This window comes from Microbacterium endophyticum, assembly GCF_011047135.1.
In the GTDB taxonomy this organism is placed as follows: domain Bacteria; phylum Actinomycetota; class Actinomycetes; order Actinomycetales; family Microbacteriaceae; genus Microbacterium; species Microbacterium endophyticum.
The window spans coordinates 418,816-444,786 of sequence record NZ_CP049255.1 but is presented as its reverse complement, the minus strand read 5'-3'; the positions used below and the strand labels follow the sequence as shown (position 1 = coordinate 444,786).

Here is a 25,971-nt window from a genome sequence, read left to right as displayed (position 1 = left end):
CGCTCTAACCGCGACGGTCTACTTGACCGTCACGAGGGTGCGCTGCCATCCGCTCGAGCCATTGGGTGCGATGGGGGCGCGTTCCTCGGTCTGGATCTGACCATCAGCGTCGATAGCTCGCACCGCAAGGTAGTGAGTACCCGGGGCGGCATCCCAGTCGACGTACCACTGCACCCACGTATCGGAATTGACAGGGTTCGAAAGGGTTGCCGCCACCCAGTCGCCGTTATCGATCGAAACCTCGACCCGCGAGATCCCGATGTGCTGTGCCCACGCGACACCAGCGATCGGGATAGATCCGGCGGCGACGGCGCCATCCGGTCGCGGAGTGTCGATACGAGAAGACATCTTGATCGGAGCCTTGGCATCGTAGCCGCGCGGGGTCCAGTACGCCTCGTCCTTGTCGAAACGAGTGACGGTGAGATCCGTCAACCACTTCGTGGCGGACACATACCCGTAGAGACCGGGGACAACCATTCGCACCGGGAAGCCGTGCTCGGCGGGTAGCGGTTCGCCGTTCATCGCGACGGCGAGGATAGCATCGCGGTTGCCGTCGGTGAGCGCATCGAGGGGAGTGCTGGCGGTGTAGCCGTCGGCGCTACGAGAGAGCACCATGTCCGCGTCGGCAGAGGGTGCAGCCTTGGCGAGCACATCGCGGACGGGGACTCCCAGCCACTTTGCCGATCCGACGAGGTTGCCACCCACTTCGTTCGAAACGCAAGTCAGGGTTATCGAGTACTCGTCGAGTCCCATGCCAATGAGATCATCGAAGCTCAGTTCCACTCGCTCGCCCACCAACCCCTCGATGACCAGCCGCCACGTCGACGGATCAACACTTGGAACAGTGAGTGCGGTATCGACCCGGTAGAAGTCCGCGTTCGACGTATACAGCGACGACAGACCGTCGATATCGAGTTCGGCGCCGTCCGGAACCGCCACGCGTGATTTCGGGTCGGGAAGTGAGAGCCCCTGGCGGAGCGCATCAACCGATGAAGTGGCTGCGGAAATGGCGCGTGCACCGACCCCGACGACGACAGCGCCGAGGGCTGAGATGCCGGCGAACACCAAGAAGCGGCGGCGACTCGGCTTCGTTGTGTCCGCATCATCGGGGTTGTGAGTTTGCGAATCGTGCCACGCCCTTAAACGGCGAGTGAGAATTTCCAAGACGACGATAGCGGCGGCAAGACCTGCCGCCGGGGCCAGAAGTGCGAGCGGCTGTGACCCAGCGCGCGTGAGAACTGCAGCCCCCGCGAGCACCGCCGCAATTCCCAAGAGCACATGACCCAGTGGCGGGCGCTTGTACTGAAGGATGCCGGCGAGCGCTGCCGCAACAGCGACGGCAAGGCCGAGTCCCAGCAAAAGAGCGACTTTATCGAACGATCCGAAGGTCGAGATGGCAAGTTCTTTCAGCGGTCGCGGCACGACATCGATCACGAATCCTCCGACAGCGAGCAGCGGGCTGGCCGAAGCGCTAAATGCGAGGGCGACGAGCTCAGCCGCGGCGAGAAAAACTGCTGCAGCGACTACGCCGCTGAGCGTGGCAAGCCATACGAACCGTGCCTTGTGTGGGGAAGTCATGGTGATGCCTCTCGTCGTCGTCACGAGTTGTTCGGCGCGGTCGCCCATTCGGATGGGGGTGGGGCCACGTAGGCTGAAAAGCATGTCGGAAATAAGTCCGCGATTCGGCCAATACCCGCCCGCGCAACGCGTTCTCGTGCACGTGAGCGACACTCACTTTCTGGCAGGCAACGAGCCGCTTGGTGGTCGATACGACACTGCCAACAATCTTCGCCGCACACTTGCGGCGGTCGAGTCGCTGCAGATCGCACCCGACGCGATTGTCTTCACCGGCGACCTCACCGACCTCGGTGAGCCGGAGGCCTATCGGGCGCTGCGAGAGATCGTAGAGCCGGTAGCAGAGCGACTGGGGGCGCCGGTCATCTGGGTCGCGGGCAATCACGACGAGCGCGGGCCCCTTCGTGCCGAGATGTTCGACGCACAACGCGCGCCCGAAGATGCGTCGCCCATTACTCAGCTCCGGGATCTCAACGGTCTCAGACTGATCGCGCTCGACACCTCGGTGCCGGGCTGGCACCACGGCGACCTCGATGCAGAACAGCTGGACTGGCTCCGCGATGTGCTCTCCACTCCTGCTCCGCTCGGCACGCTTCTCGCCATGCATCACCCGCCGCTGCCGTCCCACATTCCGTTTTTCGACATTCTGGAACTTCGTGATCAGGGCCGATTGGCAGAGATCATCGCGGGAAGCGATGTGCGCGGCATCCTGGCCGGTCACTTGCACTATTCGACGAGTGGCATGTTCGCGGGTGTTCCCGTGAGCGTTGCTTCAGCCACGTGCTACACCATGAACCTCGCACGACCGGCGGTCACTGTGGGCGGAATGGATGCTGCGCAGTCGTTTCAACTGGTGCATGTCTATGACGACACCATTACTCATGGTGTCGTGCCGGTTGTCGATGCTGAAACCGCCGAAACTTTCTCGGCTGAGTGGGTCGAGCGGATGGCGGCGCGGACGCCGGAGGAGCGACTGAATCTCTTCTCGCGGAAACCCGCGCGATGACTAGGCTCGGAGTTATTCTGCTCATTCTGTGACCCAAAAGGACACCACATGGCTTCGGGCGCAACGTCGCGTACACGCACGGAAACTGACTCGCTTGGCTCGTTGGAAATCCCCGCCGATGCGTATTGGGGGATACACACCGCGCGTGCCCTTGAGAACTTTCCGATCAGTAAGCGACCCATCTCGGTGTATCCCGACCTCATCGTCGCACTTGCGATGGTGAAGCAGGCGTCAGCCAGGGCGAACCGTGACATCGGCGTCGTCTCGCCCGAGAAAGCCGATCTCATCGATCGAGCCGCGCAGCGAGTGATCGATGGGCATCACCACGACCAATTCGTCGTTGGAGTCATTCAGGGAGGTGCCGGTACCTCGACCAATATGAATGCAAACGAAGTGATCACGAACATCGCGCTCGAGATCGCTGGTCGCGAGAAGGGTGACTATGACTTTCTGTCGCCAATCGATCACACGAATCGAAGCCAGTCCACCAACGACGTCTATCCTACGGCGATCAAAGTGGGGCTCTCGCTTACTCTCCAGAGCTTGCTGTCCGAGCTCGCGCTCTTGCGCCGATCATTCAGCGCGAAAGCTGTTGAGTTTCACGATGTCTTGAAAGTCGGACGCACGCAGTTGCAAGATGCCGTACCGATGACACTTGGCCAGGAGTTTCACGGTTTCGCTACGACGCTCGGCGCGGACGAGAATCGTCTTCGCGAAAATGCGTTTCTCCTCGCGGAGATCAATATGGGTGCCACGGCGATTGGAACCGGCATTACGACACACAGGGGGTACGGAGCGGCCGTACTCGGTCATCTGCGCTCCATTACGGGTCTCGACCTCGAAACGGCAAGCGACCTCGTCGAATCGACAAGTGACACCGGTTCGTTCATGTCGTTCTCGGCCTCTTTGAAACGCAACGCCATCAAGTTGTCCAAGATCTGCAACGATTTGCGGTTGCTTTCCAGCGGACCGCAGGCCGGCCTCGGCGAAATCAATCTGCCTGCACGCCAGGCGGGATCATCGATCATGCCAGGCAAGGTGAATCCGGTGATCCCCGAGGTCGTGAACCAGGTTGCGTTTGCCGTCGCCGGGGCGGACACCACGGTGACGATGGCTGTTGAGTCAGGGCAGCTCCAACTCAATGCATTTGAGCCCGTGATTGCGCACTCTATTTTTCAGTCGATCACGTGGATGCGCCAGGCGACATGGACTCTTCGCGTCAACTGCATCGATGGCATAACCGCCAACCGTGACCGACTGGGAGCGATGGTTGGCTCCTCGGTCGGAGTGATTACGGCGCTGACACCGTTCATCGGATACGCAGCTGCGGCCGCTCTCGCGAAAACTGCACTGCTGACGGGGCGCAATGTCGGAGACCTCGTCATCGAGGCCGGGCTCATGTCGCGTGACGAGGTTGCAAAGCAGCTGTCGCCAGCCCGGCTCTCTGGGTTGCAAGCGATGACTATGGCAATCCCGATCATCGCTCCGACCGTCGACACCGCGGCAGAATGACGAAAGCCCGTGGCGTGATTGTGGCCGAGGCATCCGCACCGCTAGCGTTCATTACGTTCGTCCCACAGCTCGAGGAGAGATCATGACTGACCCCGCCCTCAACCGTCCGCCTACAACGCTCCGCCGCCCCCGGTGGCACCTTCGACCGAGCGCCCCGGGCGCACCATGGGCATTGTCGCGTTCATCCTGGCGTTCTTCGTCCAGCTCGTCGCCCTCGTCCTCGGCATTATCGCGCTCGTGCAGAGCCGAAAAGCAGGACAAAAGAACAGCTTTGCGCTCGCCGCAATCATCATCAGTGCCGTCCTGATGGTGCTCGGCGTCGTTGTCGTGATCGTCGTGATTGCGACGGTAGGCGGCGCGTACGCAGACCTTTGTGCCCAGTACGGAACCGGTACCCACGAAATCAGCGGACAGACCGTAGAACTGGTCTGCAACTAACCCGTTCGCGCCTTCAAACTGCCGCGTTCTCAGTCGAGGACGCGGCAGTTTGTCGTTAGCTCGCCTATGCCATCGACGCCCACGGTGACGGAGGAGCGGTCTCGCAGAAAAATCTGGGGGTCGCGCGAGTATCCGGCGCCGCCCGGGCTGCCCGTCGAAATCAGTGTTCCCGGCAGCAAAGTGACCGATCGGGATAGATGAGAGATCAGTGTCGCCACACCCCGGATCATTTGCCCGGTTGATGCGTCTTGCACGGTCTGTCCGTCGACGACCGCCCAGATGTGCAGATCTTGCGGGTCGGGAATCTCGTCGGCCGTAACGACGAAGGGCCCAGTTGGGGTGAAACCGTCGAAAGATTTGCATCGAGACCACTGTGCTTCCGAGAACTGGATGTCCCGGGCCGTGATGTCGTTCACGACTGTGTATCCCCACACATGATCGAGCGCTTCTTCTTCGGTCACGTCTTTGGCCGCTGCGCCGATGATGACGCCGAGTTCGGCCTCGTAGTCGATCGACTCGCTCAGTGTTCGAGGCCACGATGTCGTGCCACCGTGCGCGGCGAGGGAGTTGGGCCAGAGGGTGAATACCGTGGGCGTAGCATCCGTTTTGAGGCCGAGCTCTCCGGAGTGTGCGGAATAGTTGAGACCGATCGCGAGGATGACCGGGGGAGAAAGCACCACGGAACCAAACGCGAAGTCGGCCAGGGCATGTCGGTTTGCACCGGGCGCCGCATCGGCAACTCGTTGCAGCAGATCTTCACCGCCCGCGATGAGATCCTCGAGTACGCGTGGCGCTCCAGCAAAAAGGTCACCGACAAACGTCGCACCCTCATCATCGACGAGTACTAGTTCCGGCGTCGTCGCCGTTTCACCGAAGACATGGGCAAAGCGCATAGGTCCACGCTAGCGCCAGCGAGCACTCTTAGGCTGGATGCTATGACTTTCCCGTCTGACGACGAGCGTCCCCGACGACCGAGGCCCAGCTTGACTCCGCCATCCTTTTCGGAGTTGCGCGCAGAACCGCAGCAGGACATCGTCGTGACCGTTCCTGCGGCGGATGTGCCGCTCTCGCCGATTCCAGCGCAGCAACCACCACGAGGCGGGCTGAGACCTGCGATCTGGCTCGTCGGGGCTCTCGTGATTGTTCTTGTGCTCTTGATTGCCTACTTTCTGAGTGCGTTGGGGAGCGCGGCTTCGCTCGTCGGTATGGTGCTCGCGCTCGTGCCTCTCGCCGTAGTTTTTTTGGCCGTGCGGATCATCGACCGCTGGGAGCCGGAGCCGCCCGCGATCATGGCGCTCGCAGTGGCATGGGGCGCGGTGGGAGCCGTGGGAATCGCTCTGGGAGTCGATTTCGTCATCACCCGTGTCTTCGGCAGCGATGATTCCGCGCTTGGCGTCGCCCTGACCACGGTCATCCAGGCACCGGTCGTTGAGGAGATTGCCAAGGGTCTCGGGGTTCTGCTGATCTTCTTCATCTTTCGTCGCCGCTTCGACGGGCCCATAGATGGAGTCGTGTATGGCGCCCTGGTGGGAGCGGGTTTTGCTTTCACTGAAAACATTCAGTACTTTGCCGTCGCGTTCATGTCGGGCGGTGCCGACCAGACGGGCGTGACTTTCTTCATGCGGGGGATTCTTTCTCCATTCGCGCATGTGATGTTCACGAGCGTCGTAGGGCTTGCCCTGGGAATTGCGGCTCGGCGCGCAGCGCGACCAGCCGAGTCGTTCCGCTGGTGGGTGGGGGGAGTAGCGGGTGCGACTCTTCTTCACGCGCTGTGGAACGCATCGGCGGTCTTCTTTGACTTCTTCGTGCTTTATGCGCTCGTGCAGGTTCCGCTGTTCGTCATCTTCATCGTTGGCATCATTGCTCTCCGTCGCGCAGAGTCCCGCCTCACGAGGGTTCGTCTCGGTGAGTATGCCCAAGCCGGGTGGTTCACGCCCGAAGAGGTCGAGATGCTCGCGACCGGGGCCGGTCGGCGAAAAGCATTGGCGTGGGCTGCGACGCTGCATGGCGACAAGACTCCACTCATGAAGCGATTCATCGCGGATGCCACTTCGCTCGCTGCCGCGCGGCAGCGAGCGATGAGTGGACGCGACAGTCACGCTCAGGCTGACGAGCGCGCATTGCTGGCACGAACGACCGCGACGCGAGCGGCTCTCTTTAGCCTGTGAGCAACTCGTCATACCGCTGAAACATGCAAGCTGTAGTGTGAACTGACCAGTTCATGTTTGATGTATTCTCCGGGAGGCGCCGAAATGGCTAGCGATAAGACGATGTCGGTGCGGGACCTTGCCGCACTGCCAAAGGGGCACTTGCATCTGCACCTAGAAGCAGCCATGAGGCCTGAGACTCTGGGAGAGCTTGCCGCCCAGAAAGGTGTGACTATTCCGCCTACCGCGGGATTTTCAGGGTTTTCGGCATTCGCAGGCATGTACCAAGGGCTCCTCGAGGTACTCGCCGACGAAAAAAACCTGGAGCGGCTCATTGACGAAGCCGTCGCTGACGCAGCCGCAGACGGCGCGTACTACGTAGAGTTCGGAGTAAGTCCGGACTACTACGTCGAGACGTTCGGCTCGATCGAAGCATCTCTCGATCGACATCTCGAGTATGCAGCCGCTGCGGGTGAGCGCCACGGCGTCGAAATCGGGCTCATGGTCACGGTTGACCGCACCCTCGGTATCGAAGCGGCCATCGCTCTCGCCAACGCCGCCGCGTCTCGCGCCGGGCAGGGGGTCGTCTCTCTCGGCCTTGCGAACGAGGAGCGCGGCTATCCTGCATCTGACTTTGCCGCGGCATTCGATATCGCCAAGGCGGCAGGGCTCCAATCCGCCCCGCACGCGGGAGAACTTGTCGGGCCGGAGTCAGTGCGGCAGGCACTTACATCCCTGCACGCTGATCGAATCTTGCACGGGGTGCGCGCGAGTGAAGACGAGACGCTTGTCGCAGAACTCGCCGAGCGCGGTATTCCATTGGATGTCTGCCTCACGTCGAACGTCATCCTTGGTGTTGTAGACGATCTTTCGCAGCACCCGCTTCCCGCTCTCCTCGCAGCCGGTGTTCGCTGCTCGATCAATGCTGACGACCCAATTCTGTTTGGGCCGGGTCTGCTCGGTGAATACATCGCAGCGCGCGAGCAGGTCGGATTGACTGACGAACAGCTCGCCGAGTGTGCGTGGACGTCAATCGAGACCACCTTGGCATCCGAAAAAACAAAAATGCGGGCTCGCGTCGCAATCGATAGCTGGCTGGCCACGACAGGTGAGGATCTCTGATGTCACGACTTCACTTCGGAATTTTTGAGTCTTTCCAACCCCAGACCGGTGGCACCCATAGCTGGCCACACCCCCTGGACGATGGTGAAGATTTTCTTGACCCGGAGCGCTGGGCGCGAATGGCGCGCGTGATGGACGAGACGGGGTACGACTTCTTGTTCCTCGCCGATCAGTACGGCTACCCGATCGTGGGCGACGACATCAGCACTGTGGCCGTAGAACGAGGCATCAACTTTCCCACTCTCGACCCGATCGTGCTCGTGGCATCCCTCCTGCGCGAAACTGAGAACCTGGGCTTCGTTGTGACGGCTACCACCGGGATCGACCACCCGCTGCAGATGGCGCGTCGATTCACTGCGCTGGATCACCTTTCGGCTGGGCGTATCGGGTGGAATATCGTGACCGGTGCATCGCAGAACGCGCAAGCGGAACTGCTTGGACACGAGACGCTCGTGCCTCACGACGTGCGATACGCCATGGCCGACGAGTACGTACGTCTCGCGCGTTCGTATTGGGAAGAGAGCTGGCAAGACGGCGCACTCGTCATGGATGCCGCGCAACAGCTTGCGGTTCGCCGTGACCTGATTCAGCGCACGGTGTTCGAAGGCTCCCACTACCAATCACGTGGTTACTACACGTCGCCGCCGTCGCCGCAACGAACTCCCGTGCTCTTCCAAGCCGGGACGTCTCCCGCGGGTCGCGCCTTCGCCGCGACCCATGCCGAATGCGTTTTCGTTCAGGCAACGACCCCGTCGCACACTGCACGGAGCGTCGCCGATATCCGTCAGCGTGCCGCTGACGCCGGCCGCGACCCGCGACAGTTGCGCCTCATGGCAGGCATGACGGCTATCGTTGCGGCGACAGAATCAGAAGCGCGTGCGCTCGAGGCAGAGTTCGACGCACTGCAAACCGATGAGATCGTCGCGGCCCTGTACGCAGGCAACACCGGCATCGACCTGTTAAGTCTCGATCCGGACAGGACTCTTCGCGACATCATCGACGCCGGGGGACTTGTGGGCCAGCTCGGGACGAGTAACATCGAGCGCTTTCTGGGCAGTGCAGATTCTCCTGCGCCGACGGTGCGTGAGATTCTCGACCAGTTGCGCGGGCGCGGCACTCGTGGATTTCGGGTTGTCGGAGATCCCCATCAGGTTGCCGACCAGATCGAAGCTCTTGCTGCGGAAACGGATCTCGATGGCTTTCTCATCGAGCCTGCGTTCGGAACACGCGACGTCGAGGTGTTTGGTCGAGAGGTTCTTTCGCGCCTGCGCGAGCGTGGTCGCCTGGCGGCTCCGGTCGGATCTACGCTGCGCGAACGCATGCGAGAGGTTGCAGGACCGCTCCCGGATCCACTTCCTGCGAGGGCGTAGCTTCAGCTGTTCGAGATGACTCCGTCGTCGCCGAAGAGCGCGTCGACGGCGGAGTCTTGAGCGAGGTCGAGTATTTCGACGGGCGTTCCCGAAATAAGCGCAAATTGCAAACCGCGCCAGAGCGCCATGAGCTCGACAGCCGCGGTCGCTGCAGCATCCGCTGAGTACCCGCGCAGCACGAAGGCTGATTGAATCTGGCTTGGCCAGTGCGTTGCCAGCACTTCTAGGTGCGCAGGGTTCGCATCGGGATCGCGCGCTGCAGCAGCCAGAGCTTCGAAAAAGAGCGTGATGTAGGGAAGGTTCTCCGCGTGGCGAAGCTGACGCCAGCCATGCTTCAGCGCGTCGCTCATCGGGCCAGGTTCTTGAAGTCCAGGCATCAAGCCATGCAAGCGTGGATACCTGTCGTATGCCGCGCGAATCGCTTCCGTGAAAAGGCGATCCTTTGACGAAAAGTAGTACAACAGCATCCGGTTATTTGAGCCGACGGCGCGCGCCAATTGCGAGAGCGAGACATTCATCACGCCCCGCTCGAGTATGACGTCGACGCTTCGTTCGAGAAGTCGCTGCGCTTCTGGGTATTCCTCGCGGTCCACGTGCCCAGCATAGACGCGAGCAATAAAAGACTCAGCGCCCGGTGCCGCGGCGATGCCTGCGTGACTCCCGAGCGCTGAGTTGGTGTATGAAAAGCATGCTCTCGTCTACAAAGGCTGTCAAGACCCCTTCGGAACGCATTGTCCGTCATGCTTGGATAGAGGTATGACTGACAACCGCACTAAGCCTGAAATCGATGCTCCTGAGGGTGACGCTCCCGCCGAACTCGTCGTGCGCGACCTGATCGAGGGCGACGGCGCCGAAGCTAAGCCCGGCGACAACGTAACTGTTCACTACGTAGGCGTCGAGTACACCACGGGTGAAGAATTCGACTCTTCCTGGGGTCGTGGCGAGACTATCCAGTTCCCGCTTCGTGGCCTCATCCAGGGATGGCAAGACGGAATCCCCGGCATGAAGGCCGGCGGGCGCCGCGAACTCGTCATTCCGCCGCACCTCGCGTACGGTCCGGCTGGCGGACACTTTCTCGGTGGAAAAACTCTGATCTTCGTGATCGATTTGATCAGCGTCGGCTGATTTCTTGCTGATTCGACAAAGAGCGGATGCCCCGAGGCATCCGCTCTTTGGTTATGAATATGCTGATTTTTCATTCTTCGGAATAGATTCGCGGTCGCGTGAGTTTGAATTGTGCGAAGGCCGCGAACGGCGCGGCGACAGACTTGGAGAAACCATGAGCGACACCACGATCGACCTTCCCGGCTACAAACCAGGCACCTGGGTGCTTGACGCATCGCACAGTGAGGTCACCTTCTCGGTGCGCCACATGATGATCTCGAAGGTGCGCGGCAACTTCGGAGTCAAGAGCGCGACCATCACCGCTGGTGAGAACCCGCTCGACACCAAGGTGGAGGCGACGGTTGACGTCGCATCGGTCGACACCAAAGACGAGGGTCGCGACGCGCACCTTCGCTCCGCTGACTTCTTCGACGCCGAGAACTTTCCGACGTTCACCTTCACGTCGACCGGTGTCCGCTACGAAAAGGGCGATCTGCTCGTCGATGGCGACCTGACGATCAAGGGCACCACCAAGCCCGTCACCTTTGAGCTCGAGTTCGGCGGCTTCGGCACCGACCCGTGGGGCAACTACAAGGCTGGTGCGACGGCGAAGACCGTCATCAACCGTGAAGACTTCGGTCTCACCTGGAACGCGGCGCTTGAGACCGGCGGTGTTCTCGTCGGCAAGGACGTCACCATCGAGCTCGACCTGCAGGGTGCTGTCCAGGCCTGATCTGCTGTTGTGAAAGAGGGGCAGGATGCTGAGGCATCCTGCCCCTCTTTCGTTCGTGAGTCGATTGGGCGGGTTTCCCCGCGAAGCCTCGGGCTGGTAGAGTAACGAGGTTGCCGTTTAATCGGCCGCGGATAAAGAGAGCTCACGCATAAGGCGAAGAGCACCGCGCAACGAGAAGAGAGGGGATCAAATTTATGGCACTCGAAGCAGACGTCAAGAAGGCGATCGTCGAACAGTACGGAACGCACCCCGGTGACACCGGATCCCCCGAGGTGCAGGTTGCGTTGATGACCAAGCGCATCAGCGACCTCACGGAGCACCTGAAGGAGCACAAGCACGACCACCACTCACGTCGTGGTCTGTTCCTGCTCGTAGGTCAGCGCCGCCGTCTTCTCAGCTACCTTCAGAACGTCGACATCGCGCGTTACCGCTCGTTGATCGAACGTCTGGGTCTTCGCCGCTGAGCGCAGCCGCGTATATCGCTTTCTTCAAGAGCCGCCCCACGGTGTGGGGCGGCTCTTGTCGTTTCTCCCGCACCTCCCGCACCTCTCCCGCACCTCCGGCACCTCTCATACCTCCCGAAACGCTGCTTCTGTGCCCAACACACCGCGCTCGGGCATCCGCCTACCGGTGATTCGAGGCTAAAAGCAGCGTTTCGGTGAGGAGCGCGGGGGTGATGAGCGCGGAGGGGAGGAGCGCGGGGCGGGGTAGATGGGGAGTCAGACGGTGGCGGCGCGAGCCGCGATCAAATCGCTGTGCCAGCGTTCTGCCACGTCAGGGTGTGCGCGAAGGCGTGACTTGAGCGCGTTTTCGCCGTAGGTCGAGTGGATCGGATTCTCGGGATCCTGCGTGACCCCCGCCGCAGCCACGGCCAGCTCATCGGGAAGATCGATGATGGGCAGTCGCGCATCAAGCGCGGGGTTGAAAAAGAACGGCACCGAGATTCGGTCATCAGGATGCTGCGGCGAGATCACCCGGTGATTGGTTGCGGTGAGGTATCCCTGGGTCGCGTACTCGAGAAGTTCGCCGATGTTCACGACGAAAGCGCCGGGCACGGATGGGGCGTCTATCCATTCGCCGTCGCGAAGAACCTGAAGGCCGCCCTTGCCGGGCTCGACCCACAGCAGAGTGAGCACGCCGGAGTCTTTATGGGCGCCGACGCCCTGCTGAGGCGTGGGGTCGTCTTTGCCGGGATACCGCACGATCTTTATGAGGGTCGAGGGGTCGGCGAAATGCTCGTCAAACACAGTGGGCTCAGCGCCCAGCGACTCCGCCCACGCGCCCAGAAGCTTGTGAGCGACTTCGGTGAGCCTGTCATGCCACTCCAAGGCAACCTCGCGGAGTTCCGGGTGCGCAGCCGGCCACAGATTTGGACCCGTGAGGCGTGCGAAATCGGGGGCGTCGACGTTCGTGATCGCGTCGCGTTCAGGGCCGATGTCAATCTGCTCGCGCCAGTCGATTCGACCCTGGGTGAGCTCGCCGCCAATGCGCGTATAGCCGCGAAAATGGGGGCTGTTGATGTTTTCTATCGAAAGTTTCTCTTCAGCGGGGAGATCGAAGAACTGTCGAGCCGCGGTGTGCAGGCGAGCCTCGAGCTCGCGGCTGACTCCGGTTCCTACGAGGTAGAAGAACCCCACGTCATGAGTCGCCGCACGGAGGTCGCGCCGAAATCTCTCGGCCGCTTCGGGCCCGGCGTCGAGCTGGGAGAGGTCCAGAATTGGCAGGTTCACGTCGTCCATGGGATGAGGCTATGACGACTTGCGCTGTGACCGGTCCAATGTTTCAGTTCATGACCGGCCGGGTATCTCGCCGCTACTGGCGCTCTTTGCGGGGTGTGGCGGGTGTATCGCGGCGCGAACCCGTGGGGTCGTTGTCGCGGCCACCAGGGCTCGACCATGCCGAGTCGGCGAACAGCCACTTCGGCCTTGGTTCAACGATTGGTCGGAAGATAGCGCGCACGGGCGCCGAAGACAGCCCAACAGCGATTGCGACCGACGCCACCGCGACAATCGGCAGCCAAATCCACGACGGCTCCAAACCCCGAAGTACCCCGGATTCGCGGAACGGGTAGAGAACGAAGGAATGCAGAAGATACACATACATCGTGTATTGCCCGTAACGCGTCCACCGGTGCGTGTTGCGCGGAATGAGCACAAAGAAGGCCGTCATGAGGAGAAGCGCCACCGCCATCAGCGCGAGCCGCACGCCGCCGGCCCACCATCCGGTGACGCCGAGCGACGAGTAGTCATCGTCGTAGAAGAGCCATTCGCGCAGATTGACGGCGCGCCAGGTGTCGGCGAACGTCCATGTCGCCCATCCTGCGATCGCAAAAACCGCAACCGACGATGCTGTGAGCCACCATTGCCGATGCCGAAGTAGACCAAGTTTGCGCACGAGGTCATGTTCATTCAGCCACCACCCAACGGTAAAGAACGGCAGCAGGCCGAGAGTCCGCGAGAGCGAGAGTGTCGAGTCGATGTTGGACATGTAGCCCGCGGCGATCGAGATGCCGATGGTCCACAGCAGCGGCCACTTCAAGAGTGCAAGATACGGCAAAACAAGACGGAAGATTCCCAACGCGAGAAGAAACCAAAGCGTCCAGGAGGGCTGAGTGGGGTTTGGGTTCGCGCGGCCCTCGACCAGCCACTTGGTCATCGTCCATAAGCTTTCGAAGATCACGTAGGGAACAAGGATGTCGGTGATCACTCGCGACATCTGACGCTTGCTCTGCTGGCCTGCCTTGGAGAAATACCCCGAGATGACCGCGAACGCAGGCATGTGGAAGGCGTAGACGACCAGATAGAGCGCGAGCGCTGCGTCGGAGTCGTACGTGAGCCGCTGCAGAGCGTGCCCCAGCACTACCAGCACGATGCAGGCGAAGCGTGCGTTGTCCCAGAACGGTACGCGGCGTTTTTGCTCCCGGGCCGGCGCGGGCTGAGAAATATTGGTCATGACCTGCACAGATTACTCGGCGCTGTGCAGACAGGGAGGATCTTGTGCACTGAGCTATGCTTCGTGCCGCTATACGATCCGGGAATAATCTCGCAGAGGGTGCGTTATAAGGTTTATATTCACTTGCATGTAAATGGATGCGAAGGCATCCGGGAAGCGAGAAGACATCGTGAGCGAGAGCAGCGCCTGGCAAGGGATGCAGTTCGGCATCATGACGGTGAGTGACATCACCGAGGACCCCACTACCGGGCACACACCGTCGGAGGCCGAGCGCATTCGCGCGACGATCCAGATCGCCCGGCACGCTGAGGAGGTGGGCCTCGACGTCTTCGCACTCGGCGAACATCACAACTCGCCGTTCTGGTCGTCGTCTCCGACGACCACGCTCGCCGCGATAGCGGGTCAGACGGAGAAGCTTGTGCTCTCGACGTCGACAACCCTGATCACGACGAACGATCCCGTCAAGATTGCTGAAGATTACGCGATGCTTCAGCATGTGTCCGACGGCCGTACAGACCTCATGCTCGGTCGCGGAAACACCGGGCCCGTGTACCCGTGGTTCGGTAAAGACATCCGCCAGGGTCTTCCGCTCGCGATTGAGAACTATGCGTTGTTGCACAAGCTGTGGCACGAGGATGTCGTGGACTGGGAGGGCCAGTTCCGTACTCCGCTACAGGGCTTCACCTCGACTCCACGCCCGCTCGATGGTGTGGCGCCGTTCGTGTGGCACGGCTCTATTCGCACGCCGGAGATCGCCGAACAGGCGGCCTACTACGGTGACGGATTCTTCGCCAACAACATCTTCTGGCCGAAGGAGCACTACCAGCGGCTCATCGCGCTTTACCGCCAGCGTTACGCCCACTACGGTCATGGCACCCCAGAGCAAGCGATCGTGGGACTCGGCGGGCAGGTATTCATGCGCGCCAAGTCGCAGGATGCTGTCGCGGAATTCCGTCCGTACTTCGACAACGCGCCGGTCTACGGCCACGGCCCGAGCCTCGAGGACTTTACCGAGATGACACCGCTCACCGTCGGCTCACCGCAGCAGGTCATCGACCGCTATGCATCGATGCGTGACTACTTTGGTGACTACCAGCGCCAGCTGTTCTTGATGGACCACGCTGGCTTGCCATTGAAGACAGTCCTCGAGCAACTCGACATCCTGGGCAGCGAGGTTGTGCCCGTGCTCCGTAAGGATTTGCAGCGTAACCGGCCCGTGGAGGTTCCTGACGCGCCAACGCACCGCTCGCGCGTGACGGCTGCGTACGGTGATGGTCCGGCGCGCGAGGCCCGCCCTCGCGCGAATCGGGGAGACAACCTCACCGGTGGTTCGCCCTATCAGGATGCTCCGGTAGCGGCAGGTTCCGCTTTCGGTGCTGCTGCTGTTCGACAGGGGGCGTGACATGTCCTCACGTCGAATCGCTGTCGTCTCCGCGGGACTTTCGAATCCGTCGTCAACGAGGATGCTCGCTGACCGTCTCGCGACCGCGACAGCTGCTGAACTGCGGGCACGCGAAATTTCCGCGACGTTCGATGTCGTCGAATTGCGAGATTATGCACACGACATCACCGATAACCTGTTGACCGGATTTGCCGTTCCTGCGCTCGAATCAGCGATCAACACCGTCGTCTCAGCTGATGCTCTGATTGCTGTGACTCCGATTTTCTCGACGAGCTATTCCGGGCTGTTCAAGTCCTTCATCGATGTTCTTGATCCCGAGGCGTTGCGGGGAATGCCGGTTTTGCTCGGCGCGAACGCGGGCACGGCGCGCCACTCGCTCGCGATCGACTATGCGATCCGGCCGCTGTTCACATATCTGCACGCCGAACCGGTATCGACAGGTGTGTTCGCTGCCTCGTCTGACTGGGGAGCGAACGCAGACAGCGTTGCTCCTCTCGCGACACGGGTGCAGCGAGCAGCGAAAGAACTGGCAGAGGCCATCGCCCGGCGCGACGTTCGCGCAACCGAAGATCCCTACGACCCCGAAAACTATCTCGGACAGGGGCGCTCCTTCGGTCACCTTCTCGGGGGCCTCGCGGGGGAGTGAACCGTCAGCCCTCGCGTGCGGAATGCGCGCGAGGGCTTCGGCGCGCGACGAGCGCGTCGATGATGAAGCCGATGCTCAGCGCGACGGCAATCGACACGAGAACCGCCACGAACGGACCGCCCGGAATGAGCGACGCGACAATTGCGCCGATGACAGCTTGGTAGGCCGCCCAACCGAGCGCGGCAAGAGATGCGAGAGTGAGATACCGGGCTGCTCCCGTGCGCGTGGCACCCGCCGTGAGATTGACGGCAAGCCTCGCGAACGGAATGAACCGAGCGGTAAAGACCACGGTGCCCGTGCTCCGCTGCAGCCGATTGTGAGCGAGGGCGAAAGCTTTTTGCAATCTTGGGCGCCGCATCCATCGCCACCGCGTGAGTCCGACACGGCGTCCAACCGCGTAACAACAGGCATCGCCAGCGAATGCCGCCATCCCGGAAATCGAGATGACGAGAATGAGGGGCGGCGACCCTGTCGATACGGCGAGGGCACCGAATGCTGTCACGGCTGCTTCGCCCGGCAAAATGACGAAGAACGCATCGCCGAACACGAGTACTGCAAGCACCACGAGGCCCAGCGGGCTCGTGGAAAGGAATGTTGCCAACTGTTCGGCCATAGGTCGCTGCTTACGCCCGCGCGGTAAACGCGAACCGAACGAAATGTGTCAGGTGACGCGCAGGCGGTCATCCGGTGAATTCTCGATGATGATCACGGTGTTCGGCGCTTTTTCGCGTGATGAGGGTTCACGCTGATTCTGTGAGAGTCGCGTTGATCGCTGAGTCCTACCTGCCGCACATGAACGGTGTCACCGGATCGGTGCTGCAGGTCCTCCATCATCTAGAAGCGGCAGGGCACGAGACGCTTGTGATCGCGGCGCGCGCCGCCGAGACGATCTCGCCGGTAGGGCGCGCGCGCACCGAGCTGCTTCGATCGGTACCGCTGCCTTCGTATCCTCAGGTGCGAGTGGTATTCGCCAGCGCCTCGCGGATTGCCGGCATCCTGCGTTCGTTTCGTCCCGATGTTGTGCACCTCGCCTCGCCGTTCGTCCTGGGATGGCAGGCGCTCGCCGCGGCTGACACACTGAAGATTCCGGCGGTCGCGATCTACCAGACCGATGTCGTGGCCTACGCGGAGAAATACGGGATGCCGCAGGCCACGGCGATTGCTTCAGCGCACGTGGCGCGACTTCACCGCCGCGCGACGTTGAACTTAGCGCCGTCTCGCTCATCAGAGGCGCAGCTCGAACGGCTGGGTGTCGATCGCATCGCCCGGTGGGGGCGCGGTGTCGATGCCGTGAGATTCGCGCCCGAGCACAGAAGCCCGGCGTGGCGTGACCGCATTGCGCCAGGTGAACTCGTGATCGGGTACGTAGGCCGTTTGGCCGCGGAGAAGCAGGTGCGAGACCTCGCTGTCTTGGATTCCTTGACCGGTGCGCGGGTCGTGATCGTCGGTGACGGCCCGGAGCGCACGGCCCTGGAACGCTATCTCCCTCGCGCCATCTTCTTGGGCCACCTTTCTGGTCCAGAGCTGGCCGAAGCGATGGCGAGCTTCGACGTGTTCGTGCACCCGGGTGAGAGCGAGACCTTCGGGCAGACCATTCAAGAGGCGCTTGCGAGCGGTGTTCCCGTGGTTGCGACAGGGGCCGGCGGGCCACTCGATCTCGTACATTCGAGCGTCGATGGATGGCTGTACCGCCCAGGGGACCTCGCTGATATGCGTGCGAGGGTGAGTGACCTGCTCGGGGATGATGCGAAGCGACGCGCATTCGCGGTGGCGGCACGCGAATCAGTGCGAGACCGTACCTGGGCGGCCCTCAGCACTCAGCTGCTGGGCCACTACGAAACCGCGAAGGCGCTGCGGCCAATAGACGACGCGATGCTCGCGCGTATGTACCCGCGCCCCTGGAACCACACACCGCTCACGTCATCGCGACCGCAATGGTCACGGTACGTCGCCCTCGGTGACTCGCTCACGGAGGGGCTGTGTGATTCTTCGCGCATGCCATCGGGGGCGTACCGCGGCTGGGCTGATCGCCTTGCACCGCTGTTGGCGCAGACGACACGCGGGGGAGAAGCATTCAAATACGCGAACCTCGCGGTACGGAGTCGACGTGTTCGAGACCTCACTCACGAGCAGATTCCACAGGCTCTGCGCTTACGGCCCGACCTCGTTTCGATTCTCATGGGCGGCAACGATCTCGTGCGGCGCCGGGTCGACGTGAAAGCGCTCGCCGACGAGTTCGAGCGTGGGGTCGAGGCGCTACGCGTCACGGGAGCAGACGTCCTGCTGGTGACGGCTTTCCTGCCGAGGCGGCGAGCCTCGCGCTTTCTGGCGCCGCGGTTCGCCGCCTTCAACACTCACCTGCGCCGGATCGCCCAGACGCACGGATGCCGTCTGCTCGATCTCGATGCGCTCCCGGAGATCTCGGGGCTGGAAATGTGGGCTGATGATCGTGTGCACTTGCGTTCTAGCGGCCACCGGTTCGTCGCGTATCGGGCAGCAGAGGCCTTGGGAGTGCCGGACGCAGAAGCTCTGGGAGATCTCGAAGCCGCCCTCCACGATGACGAACCGTCGAGTGCGGGCTGGATAAAGCGCGACGTTCTCCCATGGATGTGGCGGCGAGTCCGGGGGCGGACAGCGGGCGATGGGCTGGCCGCCAAACACAGCGACTATGTCGTCATTCCGGGCCCCGGAAGTCACCGCACGCAAAAGGTACGGTGACTGCTGCTCAATACCAGCCCGTGCTTTCCGAGTGGGCCCACGCGCCGCACGGTGTGGAATAGTGGTCCTTGATGTACGCCAGGCCCCAGTTCACCTGAGTGTTTCCATTGGTTCGCCAGTCAGCACCCGCGGCTGCCATCTTCGACCCCGGCAAAGCCTGTGGGATGCCGTATGCGCCGCTGCTCGGGTTGAGGGCATCCGCGCGCCAGCCAGACTCACGATTCCACAGTGAGACGAGGCATCCGAATTGATCGTCTCCCCAGCCGTAATTGCCAAGAGCACCGCGAGCGTACGCTTTGGCTCCCTCGGGATCGACTGTCACGCCGTAGGTGGGCACTTCAGGACTTGGCGTGGACGGCGTACTTGGAGCACTTGGCGATGTGGGGGAGGGATCGGGATCCTCAGTCGCGTTCGTTGGGGGACCACTCGGCTCCTGCGCTGCAACCGCTGTGCTCAGCTGGTACGCGCGCTCAACCTCGGCGGTCGTGTTCTTGAGAGCCGCAAGCTGGGCGTACATTGTGTCTGCGCGTTCTTGAACCTCGGCTACGGCGCGCAATTCGTCGTCGGCTGCAGCCTGAGCGGATGCTGCGGTTTTCTCAGCCGCTGATGCGCTCTCTTTGCGTGCCGACTCCGCGGCCGCCGCTTGCAACTCGAGCGCGGTCGCAAAATCTGCGCTCGCATGCGCGCTCTGCGCCTGTGATCGCCACGAAGCGTGCAACCGGTCGAGCAGGCCAAGGCTCCGCAAAAGCGCGTCGGGATCCGTTGATGTGAGGACTTGAACGCTCACGGGCGCTGAGGCTTCAGCCCGCATGCGCGCAGAAACTACTGCGCCAACAACGTTCGAAGTTTCGGTGAACGCTGCAGCAGCCGCTTCGCTTTGCTGCGTATACGCCGTGGCGGTTGCTGCTGCTGCGGCAGCTTTCTCGTTCGCTTCGACCGCGGCGGCGGCCGCTGCAACAGCTGCGGTTGAAGCTGCTGCAGCCGACTCTTGTGCTGATGAGAGAGCAAGCTCTATTCGTGCGATTTCTGAGCGGGTGGCTTCTTCATTGCCCTGAGCTTCTTCGACATCCGACCAGGTGGGGTCGTCACGTGTCTCGAAACTGCTTGTGCCGGTCGTCAACTGCCCGATCGCGACGGATAGCGTGACAACGATGCCTAGCCAACGCACGCGTTGCGGGCGAACGGAGACGCTCATGGGGCCCTGGTGGGGTGTCAGCCTTCCATGCCCTGTTCGAACTCCTGCACCTCAAGCGCGATCTGGCGACGGATGTCGGCCTCTTCGCGCGGGTCGAGCTCTTTACTCGTGTCGACGTCCGAATCCGCTGACTCATGCGCTTCGTGCTTTCGGTCGTGGGTGCTCATCAGTGGTCTCCTTTGCGGGGTGCGCCGTGATGCGCTCTTCTCACGATAGGCATCGCGCGTCGGGTTCGCCAGCCGTGAGGCGCCCCCTGGTAGTGTTGAGGTAGATGCCCCTGTGGCATTTGCTCAAATTCCATACGAGCTACACGGAGCAGGCCGGCAGGAAGCTGGTCTCCTGTGGTGGATTCCCCGTCGAAATGCCGGGTGTTCTTCTACTGGTGACCAGCGCAGGCGCGAATCGCGGCATAGCCGCACGCTTATATCTGCCTGTTCCTGCTCCTTCGCGAAACCTCGCGCGCCATACGGGTGTGCGAGGTAAAACAAAGAAGGAGAGACCTCTTGGAAGGTCCTGAAATTACTGCAGCTGAGGCTGTTCTCGATAACGGCCGTTTCGGCACCCGCACAGTTCGGTTCGAAACCGGGCGCCTCGCTCAGCAGGCACAAGGTGCTGTCGCCGCGTACCTCGACGAGGAAACTATGCTGCTTTCTGCGACCAGCGCAGGCAAGCACCCCCGTGAAGGCTTTGACTTCTTCCCGCTGACAGTCGACGTTGAAGAGCGTTCGTATGCAGCAGGCAAGATCCCTGGCTCGTTCTTCCGCCGTGAGGGTCGCCCCTCGACCGAGGCGATTCTCGTTTGCCGTCTCATCGATCGGCCATTGCGTCCGTCTTTCGTTGATGGCCTCCGCAACGAAGTTCAGATCGTGATCACCGTGCTCTCGATCGCGCCCGGGGAGTTCTACGACGCCCTCGCGATCAACGCGGCATCGCTTTCCACCCAGATCTCCGGCTTGCCGTTCTCGGGACCGATCGCCGGCATCCGCCTCGCGCTCATCCCCGGACAGGGCGAGCACAAAGATCAGTGGGTCGCGTTCCCGAAGGCCGAGCAGCTCGAAGAGGCCGTATTCGACCTCATCGTCGCTGGTCGCGTGCTGCCCGACGGCGAAGTTGCGATCATGATGGTCGAAGCAGAAGCCACCGAGAACAGCTGGAACCTGATTCGTGGCGGCGCTACGAAGCCGAGCGAAGAGATCGTCGCAGAAGGTCTCGAAGCGGCTAAGCCTTTCATCACCCAGCTCGTCGCTGCACAGAACGTTGTGGCATCGACCGCTGCGAAGGAAATCCAGCCGTACCCGGTCTTCCCGCCGTACGCGCAGGAGACCTACGACTTCGTCGCTGGCAGCGTTTACGACGAGCTCGTCGGTGTTTACCAGATCGCCGACAAGACCGAGCGCCAGAACGCTGACGACGCACTCAAAGATCGCGTCAAGGGTGAAGTTGCTGCAGCTGTCGAAGAGGGCAAGCTGCCCGCTTCGGCGCTCGGCGAGGTTTCGGGGGCGTTCAAGTCGGTCACGAAGAAGATCGTCCGCGGTCGCATCCTCACCGACGGTGTGCGAATTGACGGACGCGGCCTCGCCGACATCCGCCCGCTCGACGCAGAGGTGCAGGTCATCCCGCGCGTTCACGGTTCCGCGATCTTCCAGCGCGGTGAGACTCAGATTTTGGGTGTCACGACCTTGAACATGCTCAAGATGGAGCAGCAGATCGATTCGCTGTCGCCCATCACGCACAAGCGCTACATGCACCACTACAACTTCCCGCCGTATTCCACCGGTGAAACCGGTCGCGTGGGTAGCCCCAAGCGTCGCGAGATCGGGCACGGCTTCTTGGCCGAGCGCGCACTCGCACCGGTATTGCCGAGCCGCGAAGACTTCCCCTACGCGATCCGTCAGGTATCCGAGGCTCTCGGTTCAAACGGATCGACGTCGATGGGGTCTGTCTGTGCGTCGACGCTTTCGCTCCTCAACGCTGGTGTGCCGCTGCGCGCGCCGGTCGCTGGCATCGCGATGGGCCTCGTTACCGACGAGGTTGACGGCCAGACGCGCTACGCCGCGCTGACTGACATTCTGGGTGCAGAAGACGCACTCGGTGACATGGACTTCAAGGTTGCGGGTACGAGCGAGTTCGTTACAGCGATCCAGCTCGACACGAAGCTCGACGGTATCCCGTCGTCGGTTCTCACCGCCGCGCTCACGCAGGCTAAGGATGCTCGTCTCACGATTCTGAACGTGCTGAACGCCGCGATCGATGCGCCCGACGAAATGGCACCGACGGCGCCTCGCGTGATCAGCGTCCAGATCCCGGTCGACAAGATCGGCGAGCTCATCGGACCCAAGGGTAAGACGATCAACTCGATCCAGGACGAGACTGGTGCTCAGATCTCGATCGAGGAAGACGGCACCGTGTACATCGGCGCGACCGATGGTCCATCGGCTGAGGCTGCGCGGGCTCAGGTCAACGCGATCGCGAACCCCTCCAACCCGGAGGTTGGCGAGCAGTTCCTGGGTACGGTCGTGAAGATCGCAACCTTCGGTGCGTTCATCTCGCTGCTGCCAGGCAAGGATGGACTCCTGCACGTCAGCGAGGTTCGCAAGCTCGCCGGTGGCAAGCGTGTTGAGAACGTCGACGATGTTCTCAACGTCGGTCAGAAGCTGCTTGTTCGCATCACGAAGATCGACGACCGCGGCAAGCTGTCGCTTGAGCCGGTTCTCGAAGAGGCTGCTGATCAAGAAGGATCTGCTGCGGCTAACCCCGGTCCCGAGGCTCCTGCCGAAGGCTGAGAGGTACTTCTTACAGTGCACTGAAGCAATGCCCGCTCCCATTCTTGGGAGCGGGCATTGCCGTGTTATCCGCGTACTGCGAGGAAAAACCGTTATCGAATGTTTACCGGAGCTGCGCGCTAGATCGCGGCTGTTCGTCAGCGCTGCCCTAGCCTCGAATAAGACGTGGGGGCGCGAGCTGCGAGTCAGTCAACTGAGTCGTTTCGATGGAACATCAGGGGTGCGGAATGGGATCGTCCGGAACGGGAACTGCCAGAGCGGTCGTCGCGCCGATGCATCCCCACCTGTCGGCGCCCATCCCCGTGCAGGGACCCGCGCTGGGATCTCACGTGCGAGTACCCCTCGGTGAAAGTAGCCACGTGGTGTTCCCTCTGGTGCTGGGTGGGGCCGAGTTCGGCTGGAACCTCAACATTGATGACAGTCACGCGATCATCGACGAATTCGTTGCGATCGGCGGAAACGCCCTCCACACGGCAGATAGTTTCGTCGGCGGCCGTAGCGAGCACATTATCGGGCAGTGGGTCCACACTCGTGGTCGACGCGACGACGTTGTGATCACCACACGGGTTGGCGCACACCCCGACAATCCTGGACTCGGACCGGTACAGCTCGTCCGCGCTGTCGAAGCCTCGCTGATGCGTCTGCAAACCGATCACATCGACGTGCTGTATCTCGATGGTTCGGTGGCGGATGCCCCGCTCGAAGAGACCTTGGCGACGACGGAGTGGCTCGTTGAATCTGGAAAAGTGCGCACCCTCGGCGCATACAGGTTCAGTCCCTCGCAACTCGTCGAGGCGAGGATCCTGTCCTCCGCTGGCTATCCCCGTATCTCCGTGCTCGACGTTCCGTACAACGTCGTGAGACGCACCGATTTCACCGACGACCTTCGGCTGGTTGCGAGCGCCCAAGGCATCGCCGTCACGCCATCGCACGCGCTTGAACACGGTTTCCTCGCCGGGTCCACGAGGACCCGGGCGGACGCTGCCAAGTCTGTCCGCGGCTCGCAGAAGCTCGACAATCTCACGAAGCGCGGAACTCGCACCTTACGCGCGCTCGACGCAATCGCTGAAGAGCTTGCCGTTCCGACCGCAGCCGTCGCCGTCGCTTGGCTGCTCGCTCAGAAGGTCATCGCCGCACCCATCGTGAGCATCGATGCGCCCTCGCAAATACATGAACTCGTGCAGGGCGTGGGAATCAAGCTCAATCGAGGCCAGCTGGCCGACATCGCACGCGCATCCCAGTAGCTACCACCCGAGGATACGAAGCGCGGGTCTTCGATCTGGTTCGTGGCTTAGGCTGGACAGTTGACGTGCGTTTCGCACCCACCGCCCCCAACGAAGAGAGCAGTAGTGACCCACTACCTGTATCTGGTGAGACACGGAGAGCACCAGGACGCCGAGCACGGTTTGATCGACGGCCCACTTTCCGCTCGTGGCCGGCGCCAGGCTGAGCTCATCGCGGATCGACTATCAGGGGTCCCGCTGGACGCTGTGTGGCACTCACCGCTCCTTCGCGCGGCCGAGACGGCGAAGGCCGTCGCCGAGCGACTGCCAGCCGTTTCACCAGAGCCTTCGGCGCTGCTTTTCGATTGCGTTCCCACGGGTATGACCCCCGACACTCCCTCGGCGTTCGAACCCTTCTTCGGCGGAGTCACCGACGCCGAGATCGATGCCGGACGCGCCCAGATGTCGGATGCCGTCGGTGAATTTCTCGTGCGTAAGCACGGTGACGTCCACGAACTCATCATTACGCACAATGCCGTCATTTCGTGGTTCGTTCGCGACGTACTCCAGACACCCGAGTGGAAGTGGATGACGCTGAATCAAGCTAACTGCGGGCTCACGGTCTTGGCGCAGAAATCCGGCCGACCGTGGGTTGTGTACTCGCACAACGATCTGTCCCACTTGCCGTTCGAACTTCGAACTGGTCTACCCGAAGTTCCGCTGGTCTAGTCATCGAAAACTGATCACGCGCTCGGCGGCTCTAGGCTGGGATACATGACGACAGCAGTGGCGATCGTAGGAGGCACCGGAAAGCTCGGGAGCATCATCCGTGCGGTTATCGATGAATCCTCGGATTTCGAAGTGAGTGCGGTTCTCTCGTCGAATTCAGCACTATCGGAGCTCGACGGCGCCGACCTGGTCGTAGACGCTTCGATACCGGCCGTGTCGATCGACGTCGTGCGCGCAGCTACCGAACGCGGAATCAATGTTCTTGTCGGAACATCGGGCTGGTCCGCCGAGCGGATTTCTCTCGTTCGTCCGCTCATCGAGAACGCGGGCAACGGCGTGGTTTTTGTTCCGAACTTCTCGCTGGGCTCGGTTATCGGGTCAGCAATCGCCGCTGCGGCCGCGCCGTTCTTTCCGTCGATCGAAATCGTCGAGGCGCATCGGGAAAGTAAAGTCGACTCACCCAGCGGGACTGCCGTCCGCACAGCAGAACTCATCGCGGCGGCGCGAGCAGGAGTCGGGCCAGTAGCCTCACCGCACGTCGACCAGCGCGCGCGTGGACAGCAGATCGCAAGCGTGCCGATCCACTCGCTTCGCCGCCCCGGTGTCGTCGCTCGTCAAGAGACAGTGCTTTCCGGTCCCGGTGAGTCGCTCTCAATAGTCCACGACACGATCGATCCGTCGGCCGCATATGCCCCCGGCATCCGGTTGGCGCTTCCCGCCGCGCGCGACGCGATGGGAATCACTATCGGTCTGGATTCTTTTGTTGAGATCGGCATTCGTCACACGTCTGAGCGCTCCCGAGCGAACGCTAACGGCGTGGCCGAAGGCAACGTACCCGGCCAAGTAGCACGAACGACTGGCGCATGAGCGCGCGTATCGGCGTCGGTGTCATGGCGCTGCTATTGGCGCTGTACATCGTGCTTGTCGCGCAGCGGGCGGTGCTCTTTGTCTCGAGCGGAAGCCCGGTGGGAATCGCCATCGGCGTGGCACTCATCGTGTTCCCGATTATTGCCGCGTGGGCTTTGGTGCGGGAGATCATGTTCGGTTCGCGTGCTGCAAGCCTTGGGCGCAAAATGGAGGCCGAAGACGCTCTCCCCACCGAGCAGGTAGAGGTGCGCCCGAGCGGGCGAGTGTTGCGAGAAGAAGCGGACGCGCTCTTTCCGCGCTACCGCGAAGCGGTTGAGCGTGCGCCGGATGACTGGAGAGCGTGGTTTCGCCTCGGGCTCGCCTACGACGCATCCGGTGATCGTCGACGAGCCCGCGGGGCCGTCCGCAAAGCGATAACTCTTGAGCGTCAGCTGAGTCGCTAGCGAGTC

General features: G+C 61.9%; 25 protein-coding genes. 17 read left to right on the top strand and 8 right to left on the bottom strand.

What is annotated here, in order from left to right:
• Positions 1-18: 18 nt before the first annotated feature.
• Positions 19-1,578: a molybdopterin-dependent oxidoreductase gene (locus tag G6N83_RS02155; protein ID WP_165138846.1), complete on the bottom strand. Its 1,560-nt coding sequence runs from the start codon at positions 1,576-1,578 to the stop codon at positions 19-21.
• A gap of 82 nt (positions 1,579-1,660) precedes the next feature.
• Between G6N83_RS02155 and G6N83_RS02150 the strand changes: the two genes are divergently transcribed.
• From G6N83_RS02150 to G6N83_RS02140, 3 genes are all read left to right on the top strand, one after another.
• Positions 1,661-2,581 (top strand): phosphodiesterase, encoded by a 921-nt coding sequence (locus G6N83_RS02150; RefSeq protein ID WP_165138844.1) that lies wholly within the window; start codon positions 1,661-1,663, stop codon positions 2,579-2,581.
• A 48-nt stretch (positions 2,582-2,629) separates the two neighbouring features.
• Positions 2,630-4,093, top strand: coding sequence for an aspartate ammonia-lyase (locus G6N83_RS02145; protein WP_165138842.1), 1,464 nt, complete (start codon positions 2,630-2,632; stop codon positions 4,091-4,093).
• Between the two features lie 132 nt (positions 4,094-4,225).
• A complete protein-coding gene (locus G6N83_RS02140) occupies positions 4,226-4,531 on the top strand; it encodes an MptD family putative ECF transporter S component (protein ID WP_165138840.1) in 306 nt (101 codons plus the stop codon).
• Between the two features lie 29 nt (positions 4,532-4,560).
• Here G6N83_RS02140 and G6N83_RS02135 read toward each other — a convergent pair whose 3' ends face one another.
• On the bottom strand, positions 4,561-5,424 hold the full coding sequence (locus tag G6N83_RS02135) for a fumarylacetoacetate hydrolase family protein (RefSeq protein WP_165138838.1): 864 nt from the start codon (positions 5,422-5,424) through the stop codon (positions 4,561-4,563).
• A 42-nt stretch (positions 5,425-5,466) separates the two neighbouring features.
• On the opposite strand from G6N83_RS02135, the gene G6N83_RS02130 reads away from it, so the two are divergent.
• The 3 genes from G6N83_RS02130 to G6N83_RS02120 all read left to right on the top strand — a co-directional run bounded on the left by G6N83_RS02130 (position 5,467) and on the right by G6N83_RS02120 (position 9,170).
• Positions 5,467-6,699 carry a PrsW family intramembrane metalloprotease gene (locus tag G6N83_RS02130; RefSeq protein ID WP_165138836.1) on the top strand — a complete coding sequence of 411 codons (1,233 nt, stop codon included), beginning with the start codon at positions 5,467-5,469 and terminating at the stop codon, positions 6,697-6,699.
• A gap of 84 nt (positions 6,700-6,783) precedes the next feature.
• Positions 6,784-7,800, top strand: coding sequence for an adenosine deaminase (gene add / locus G6N83_RS02125; RefSeq protein ID WP_206535821.1), 1,017 nt, complete (start codon positions 6,784-6,786; stop codon positions 7,798-7,800).
• Positions 7,800-9,170, top strand: coding sequence for an NtaA/DmoA family FMN-dependent monooxygenase (locus G6N83_RS02120; RefSeq protein ID WP_165138834.1), 1,371 nt, complete (start codon positions 7,800-7,802; stop codon positions 9,168-9,170). Before add ends, G6N83_RS02120 begins: the two co-directional genes overlap by 1 nt.
• A gap of 2 nt (positions 9,171-9,172) precedes the next feature.
• Here the strand turns inward: G6N83_RS02120 and G6N83_RS02115 are convergent, their stop codons facing one another.
• On the bottom strand, positions 9,173-9,763 hold the full coding sequence (locus tag G6N83_RS02115) for a TetR/AcrR family transcriptional regulator (RefSeq protein WP_165138832.1): 591 nt from the start codon (positions 9,761-9,763) through the stop codon (positions 9,173-9,175).
• 163 nt (positions 9,764-9,926) lie between these two features.
• Here G6N83_RS02115 and G6N83_RS02110 point away from each other — a divergent pair, with 163 nt between their 5' ends.
• The 3 genes from G6N83_RS02110 to rpsO all read left to right on the top strand — a co-directional run bounded on the left by G6N83_RS02110 (position 9,927) and on the right by rpsO (position 11,471).
• Positions 9,927-10,295 (top strand): FKBP-type peptidyl-prolyl cis-trans isomerase, encoded by a 369-nt coding sequence (locus tag G6N83_RS02110; RefSeq protein ID WP_165138830.1) that lies wholly within the window; start codon positions 9,927-9,929, stop codon positions 10,293-10,295.
• A 154-nt stretch (positions 10,296-10,449) separates the two neighbouring features.
• Complete coding sequence (locus tag G6N83_RS02105; protein ID WP_165138828.1) at positions 10,450-11,007, top strand: YceI family protein; 558 nt, start codon at positions 10,450-10,452, stop codon at positions 11,005-11,007.
• 194 nt (positions 11,008-11,201) lie between these two features.
• The gene (rpsO, locus tag G6N83_RS02100) at positions 11,202-11,471 is read left to right on the top strand and encodes a 30S ribosomal protein S15 (protein ID WP_165138826.1); all 270 of its coding nucleotides are present in this window, start codon (positions 11,202-11,204) and stop codon (positions 11,469-11,471) included.
• Positions 11,472-11,726: 255 nt separating this feature from the next.
• Here the strand turns inward: rpsO and G6N83_RS02095 are convergent, their stop codons facing one another.
• Together G6N83_RS02095 and G6N83_RS02090 are read right to left on the bottom strand one after the other, a co-directional pair.
• Positions 11,727-12,746, bottom strand: a complete 1,020-nt coding sequence (locus G6N83_RS02095; RefSeq protein WP_165138824.1) for an isopenicillin N synthase family dioxygenase — start codon at positions 12,744-12,746, stop codon at positions 11,727-11,729.
• Positions 12,747-12,819: 73 nt separating this feature from the next.
• Positions 12,820-13,959, bottom strand: a complete 1,140-nt coding sequence (locus tag G6N83_RS02090) for an acyltransferase family protein (protein ID WP_165138822.1) — start codon at positions 13,957-13,959, stop codon at positions 12,820-12,822.
• Between the two features lie 196 nt (positions 13,960-14,155).
• Between G6N83_RS02090 and G6N83_RS02085 the strand changes: the two genes are divergently transcribed.
• Positions 14,156-15,361, top strand: coding sequence for an LLM class flavin-dependent oxidoreductase (locus G6N83_RS02085; RefSeq protein ID WP_183408442.1), 1,206 nt, complete (start codon positions 14,156-14,158; stop codon positions 15,359-15,361).
• A gap of 1 nt (position 15,362) precedes the next feature.
• On the top strand, positions 15,363-16,007 hold the full coding sequence (locus G6N83_RS02080; protein ID WP_165138818.1) for an FMN reductase: 645 nt from the start codon (positions 15,363-15,365) through the stop codon (positions 16,005-16,007).
• A 4-nt stretch (positions 16,008-16,011) separates the two neighbouring features.
• On the opposite strand, the gene G6N83_RS02075 is transcribed toward G6N83_RS02080, so the two are convergent.
• Positions 16,012-16,620, bottom strand: a complete 609-nt coding sequence (locus G6N83_RS02075) for a DedA family protein (RefSeq protein WP_165138816.1) — start codon at positions 16,618-16,620, stop codon at positions 16,012-16,014.
• 140 nt (positions 16,621-16,760) lie between these two features.
• Between G6N83_RS02075 and G6N83_RS02070 the strand changes: the two genes are divergently transcribed.
• Positions 16,761-18,725: a GDSL-type esterase/lipase family protein gene (locus tag G6N83_RS02070; RefSeq protein WP_165138814.1), complete on the top strand. Its 1,965-nt coding sequence runs from the start codon at positions 16,761-16,763 to the stop codon at positions 18,723-18,725.
• A gap of 7 nt (positions 18,726-18,732) precedes the next feature.
• Here G6N83_RS02070 and G6N83_RS13775 read toward each other — a convergent pair whose 3' ends face one another.
• Positions 18,733-19,920 (bottom strand): aggregation-promoting factor C-terminal-like domain-containing protein, encoded by a 1,188-nt coding sequence (locus G6N83_RS13775; protein WP_183408437.1) that lies wholly within the window; start codon positions 19,918-19,920, stop codon positions 18,733-18,735.
• Positions 19,921-19,937: 17 nt separating this feature from the next.
• Positions 19,938-20,087, bottom strand: a complete 150-nt coding sequence (locus G6N83_RS02060; RefSeq protein WP_165138812.1) for a hypothetical protein — start codon at positions 20,085-20,087, stop codon at positions 19,938-19,940.
• 336 nt (positions 20,088-20,423) lie between these two features.
• On the opposite strand from G6N83_RS02060, the gene G6N83_RS02055 reads away from it, so the two are divergent.
• The 5 genes from G6N83_RS02055 to G6N83_RS02035 all read left to right on the top strand — a co-directional run bounded on the left by G6N83_RS02055 (position 20,424) and on the right by G6N83_RS02035 (position 25,965).
• On the top strand, positions 20,424-22,703 hold the full coding sequence (locus G6N83_RS02055; protein ID WP_165138810.1) for a polyribonucleotide nucleotidyltransferase: 2,280 nt from the start codon (positions 20,424-20,426) through the stop codon (positions 22,701-22,703).
• A gap of 227 nt (positions 22,704-22,930) precedes the next feature.
• Positions 22,931-23,947 carry an aldo/keto reductase gene (locus tag G6N83_RS02050; protein WP_165138808.1) on the top strand — a complete coding sequence of 339 codons (1,017 nt, stop codon included), beginning with the start codon at positions 22,931-22,933 and terminating at the stop codon, positions 23,945-23,947.
• Between the two features lie 105 nt (positions 23,948-24,052).
• Positions 24,053-24,655: a histidine phosphatase family protein gene (locus G6N83_RS02045; protein WP_165138806.1), complete on the top strand. Its 603-nt coding sequence runs from the start codon at positions 24,053-24,055 to the stop codon at positions 24,653-24,655.
• A gap of 45 nt (positions 24,656-24,700) precedes the next feature.
• Positions 24,701-25,522 (top strand): 4-hydroxy-tetrahydrodipicolinate reductase, encoded by an 822-nt coding sequence (locus tag G6N83_RS02040; RefSeq protein WP_165138804.1) that lies wholly within the window; start codon positions 24,701-24,703, stop codon positions 25,520-25,522.
• Positions 25,519-25,965 (top strand): tetratricopeptide repeat protein, encoded by a 447-nt coding sequence (locus tag G6N83_RS02035; protein ID WP_165138802.1) that lies wholly within the window; start codon positions 25,519-25,521, stop codon positions 25,963-25,965. Before G6N83_RS02040 ends, G6N83_RS02035 begins: the two co-directional genes overlap by 4 nt.
• Positions 25,966-25,971 lie beyond the last annotated feature (6 nt).

Excerpts from the sequence above, each read along its gene's own strand:
- G6N83_RS02155 (WP_165138846.1), bottom strand. The coding sequence starts at position 1,578 with ATGACTTCCCCACACAAGGCACGGTTCGTATGGCTTGCCACGCTCAGC.
- G6N83_RS02150 (WP_165138844.1), top strand. The coding sequence starts at position 1,661 with ATGTCGGAAATAAGTCCGCGATTCGGCCAATACCCGCCCGCGCAACGC.
- G6N83_RS02145 (WP_165138842.1), top strand. The coding sequence starts at position 2,630 with ATGGCTTCGGGCGCAACGTCGCGTACACGCACGGAAACTGACTCGCTT.
- G6N83_RS02135 (WP_165138838.1), bottom strand. The coding sequence starts at position 5,424 with ATGCGCTTTGCCCATGTCTTCGGTGAAACGGCGACGACGCCGGAACTA.
- G6N83_RS02130 (WP_165138836.1), top strand. The coding sequence starts at position 5,467 with ATGACTTTCCCGTCTGACGACGAGCGTCCCCGACGACCGAGGCCCAGC.
- add (WP_206535821.1), top strand. The coding sequence starts at position 6,784 with ATGGCTAGCGATAAGACGATGTCGGTGCGGGACCTTGCCGCACTGCCA.
- G6N83_RS02120 (WP_165138834.1), top strand. The coding sequence starts at position 7,800 with ATGTCACGACTTCACTTCGGAATTTTTGAGTCTTTCCAACCCCAGACC.
- G6N83_RS02110 (WP_165138830.1), top strand. The coding sequence starts at position 9,927 with ATGACTGACAACCGCACTAAGCCTGAAATCGATGCTCCTGAGGGTGAC.
- G6N83_RS02105 (WP_165138828.1), top strand. The coding sequence starts at position 10,450 with ATGAGCGACACCACGATCGACCTTCCCGGCTACAAACCAGGCACCTGG.
- rpsO (WP_165138826.1), top strand. The coding sequence starts at position 11,202 with ATGGCACTCGAAGCAGACGTCAAGAAGGCGATCGTCGAACAGTACGGA.
- G6N83_RS02095 (WP_165138824.1), bottom strand. The coding sequence starts at position 12,746 with ATGGACGACGTGAACCTGCCAATTCTGGACCTCTCCCAGCTCGACGCC.
- G6N83_RS02090 (WP_165138822.1), bottom strand. The coding sequence starts at position 13,959 with ATGACCAATATTTCTCAGCCCGCGCCGGCCCGGGAGCAAAAACGCCGC.
- G6N83_RS02085 (WP_183408442.1), top strand. The coding sequence starts at position 14,156 with ATGCAGTTCGGCATCATGACGGTGAGTGACATCACCGAGGACCCCACT.
- G6N83_RS02080 (WP_165138818.1), top strand. The coding sequence starts at position 15,363 with ATGTCCTCACGTCGAATCGCTGTCGTCTCCGCGGGACTTTCGAATCCG.
- G6N83_RS02075 (WP_165138816.1), bottom strand. The coding sequence starts at position 16,620 with ATGGCCGAACAGTTGGCAACATTCCTTTCCACGAGCCCGCTGGGCCTC.
- G6N83_RS13775 (WP_183408437.1), bottom strand. The coding sequence starts at position 19,920 with ATGAGCGTCTCCGTTCGCCCGCAACGCGTGCGTTGGCTAGGCATCGTT.
- G6N83_RS02060 (WP_165138812.1), bottom strand. The coding sequence starts at position 20,087 with ATGAGCACCCACGACCGAAAGCACGAAGCGCATGAGTCAGCGGATTCG.
- G6N83_RS02050 (WP_165138808.1), top strand. The coding sequence starts at position 22,931 with ATGGGATCGTCCGGAACGGGAACTGCCAGAGCGGTCGTCGCGCCGATG.
- G6N83_RS02040 (WP_165138804.1), top strand. The coding sequence starts at position 24,701 with ATGACGACAGCAGTGGCGATCGTAGGAGGCACCGGAAAGCTCGGGAGC.
- G6N83_RS02035 (WP_165138802.1), top strand. The coding sequence starts at position 25,519 with ATGAGCGCGCGTATCGGCGTCGGTGTCATGGCGCTGCTATTGGCGCTG.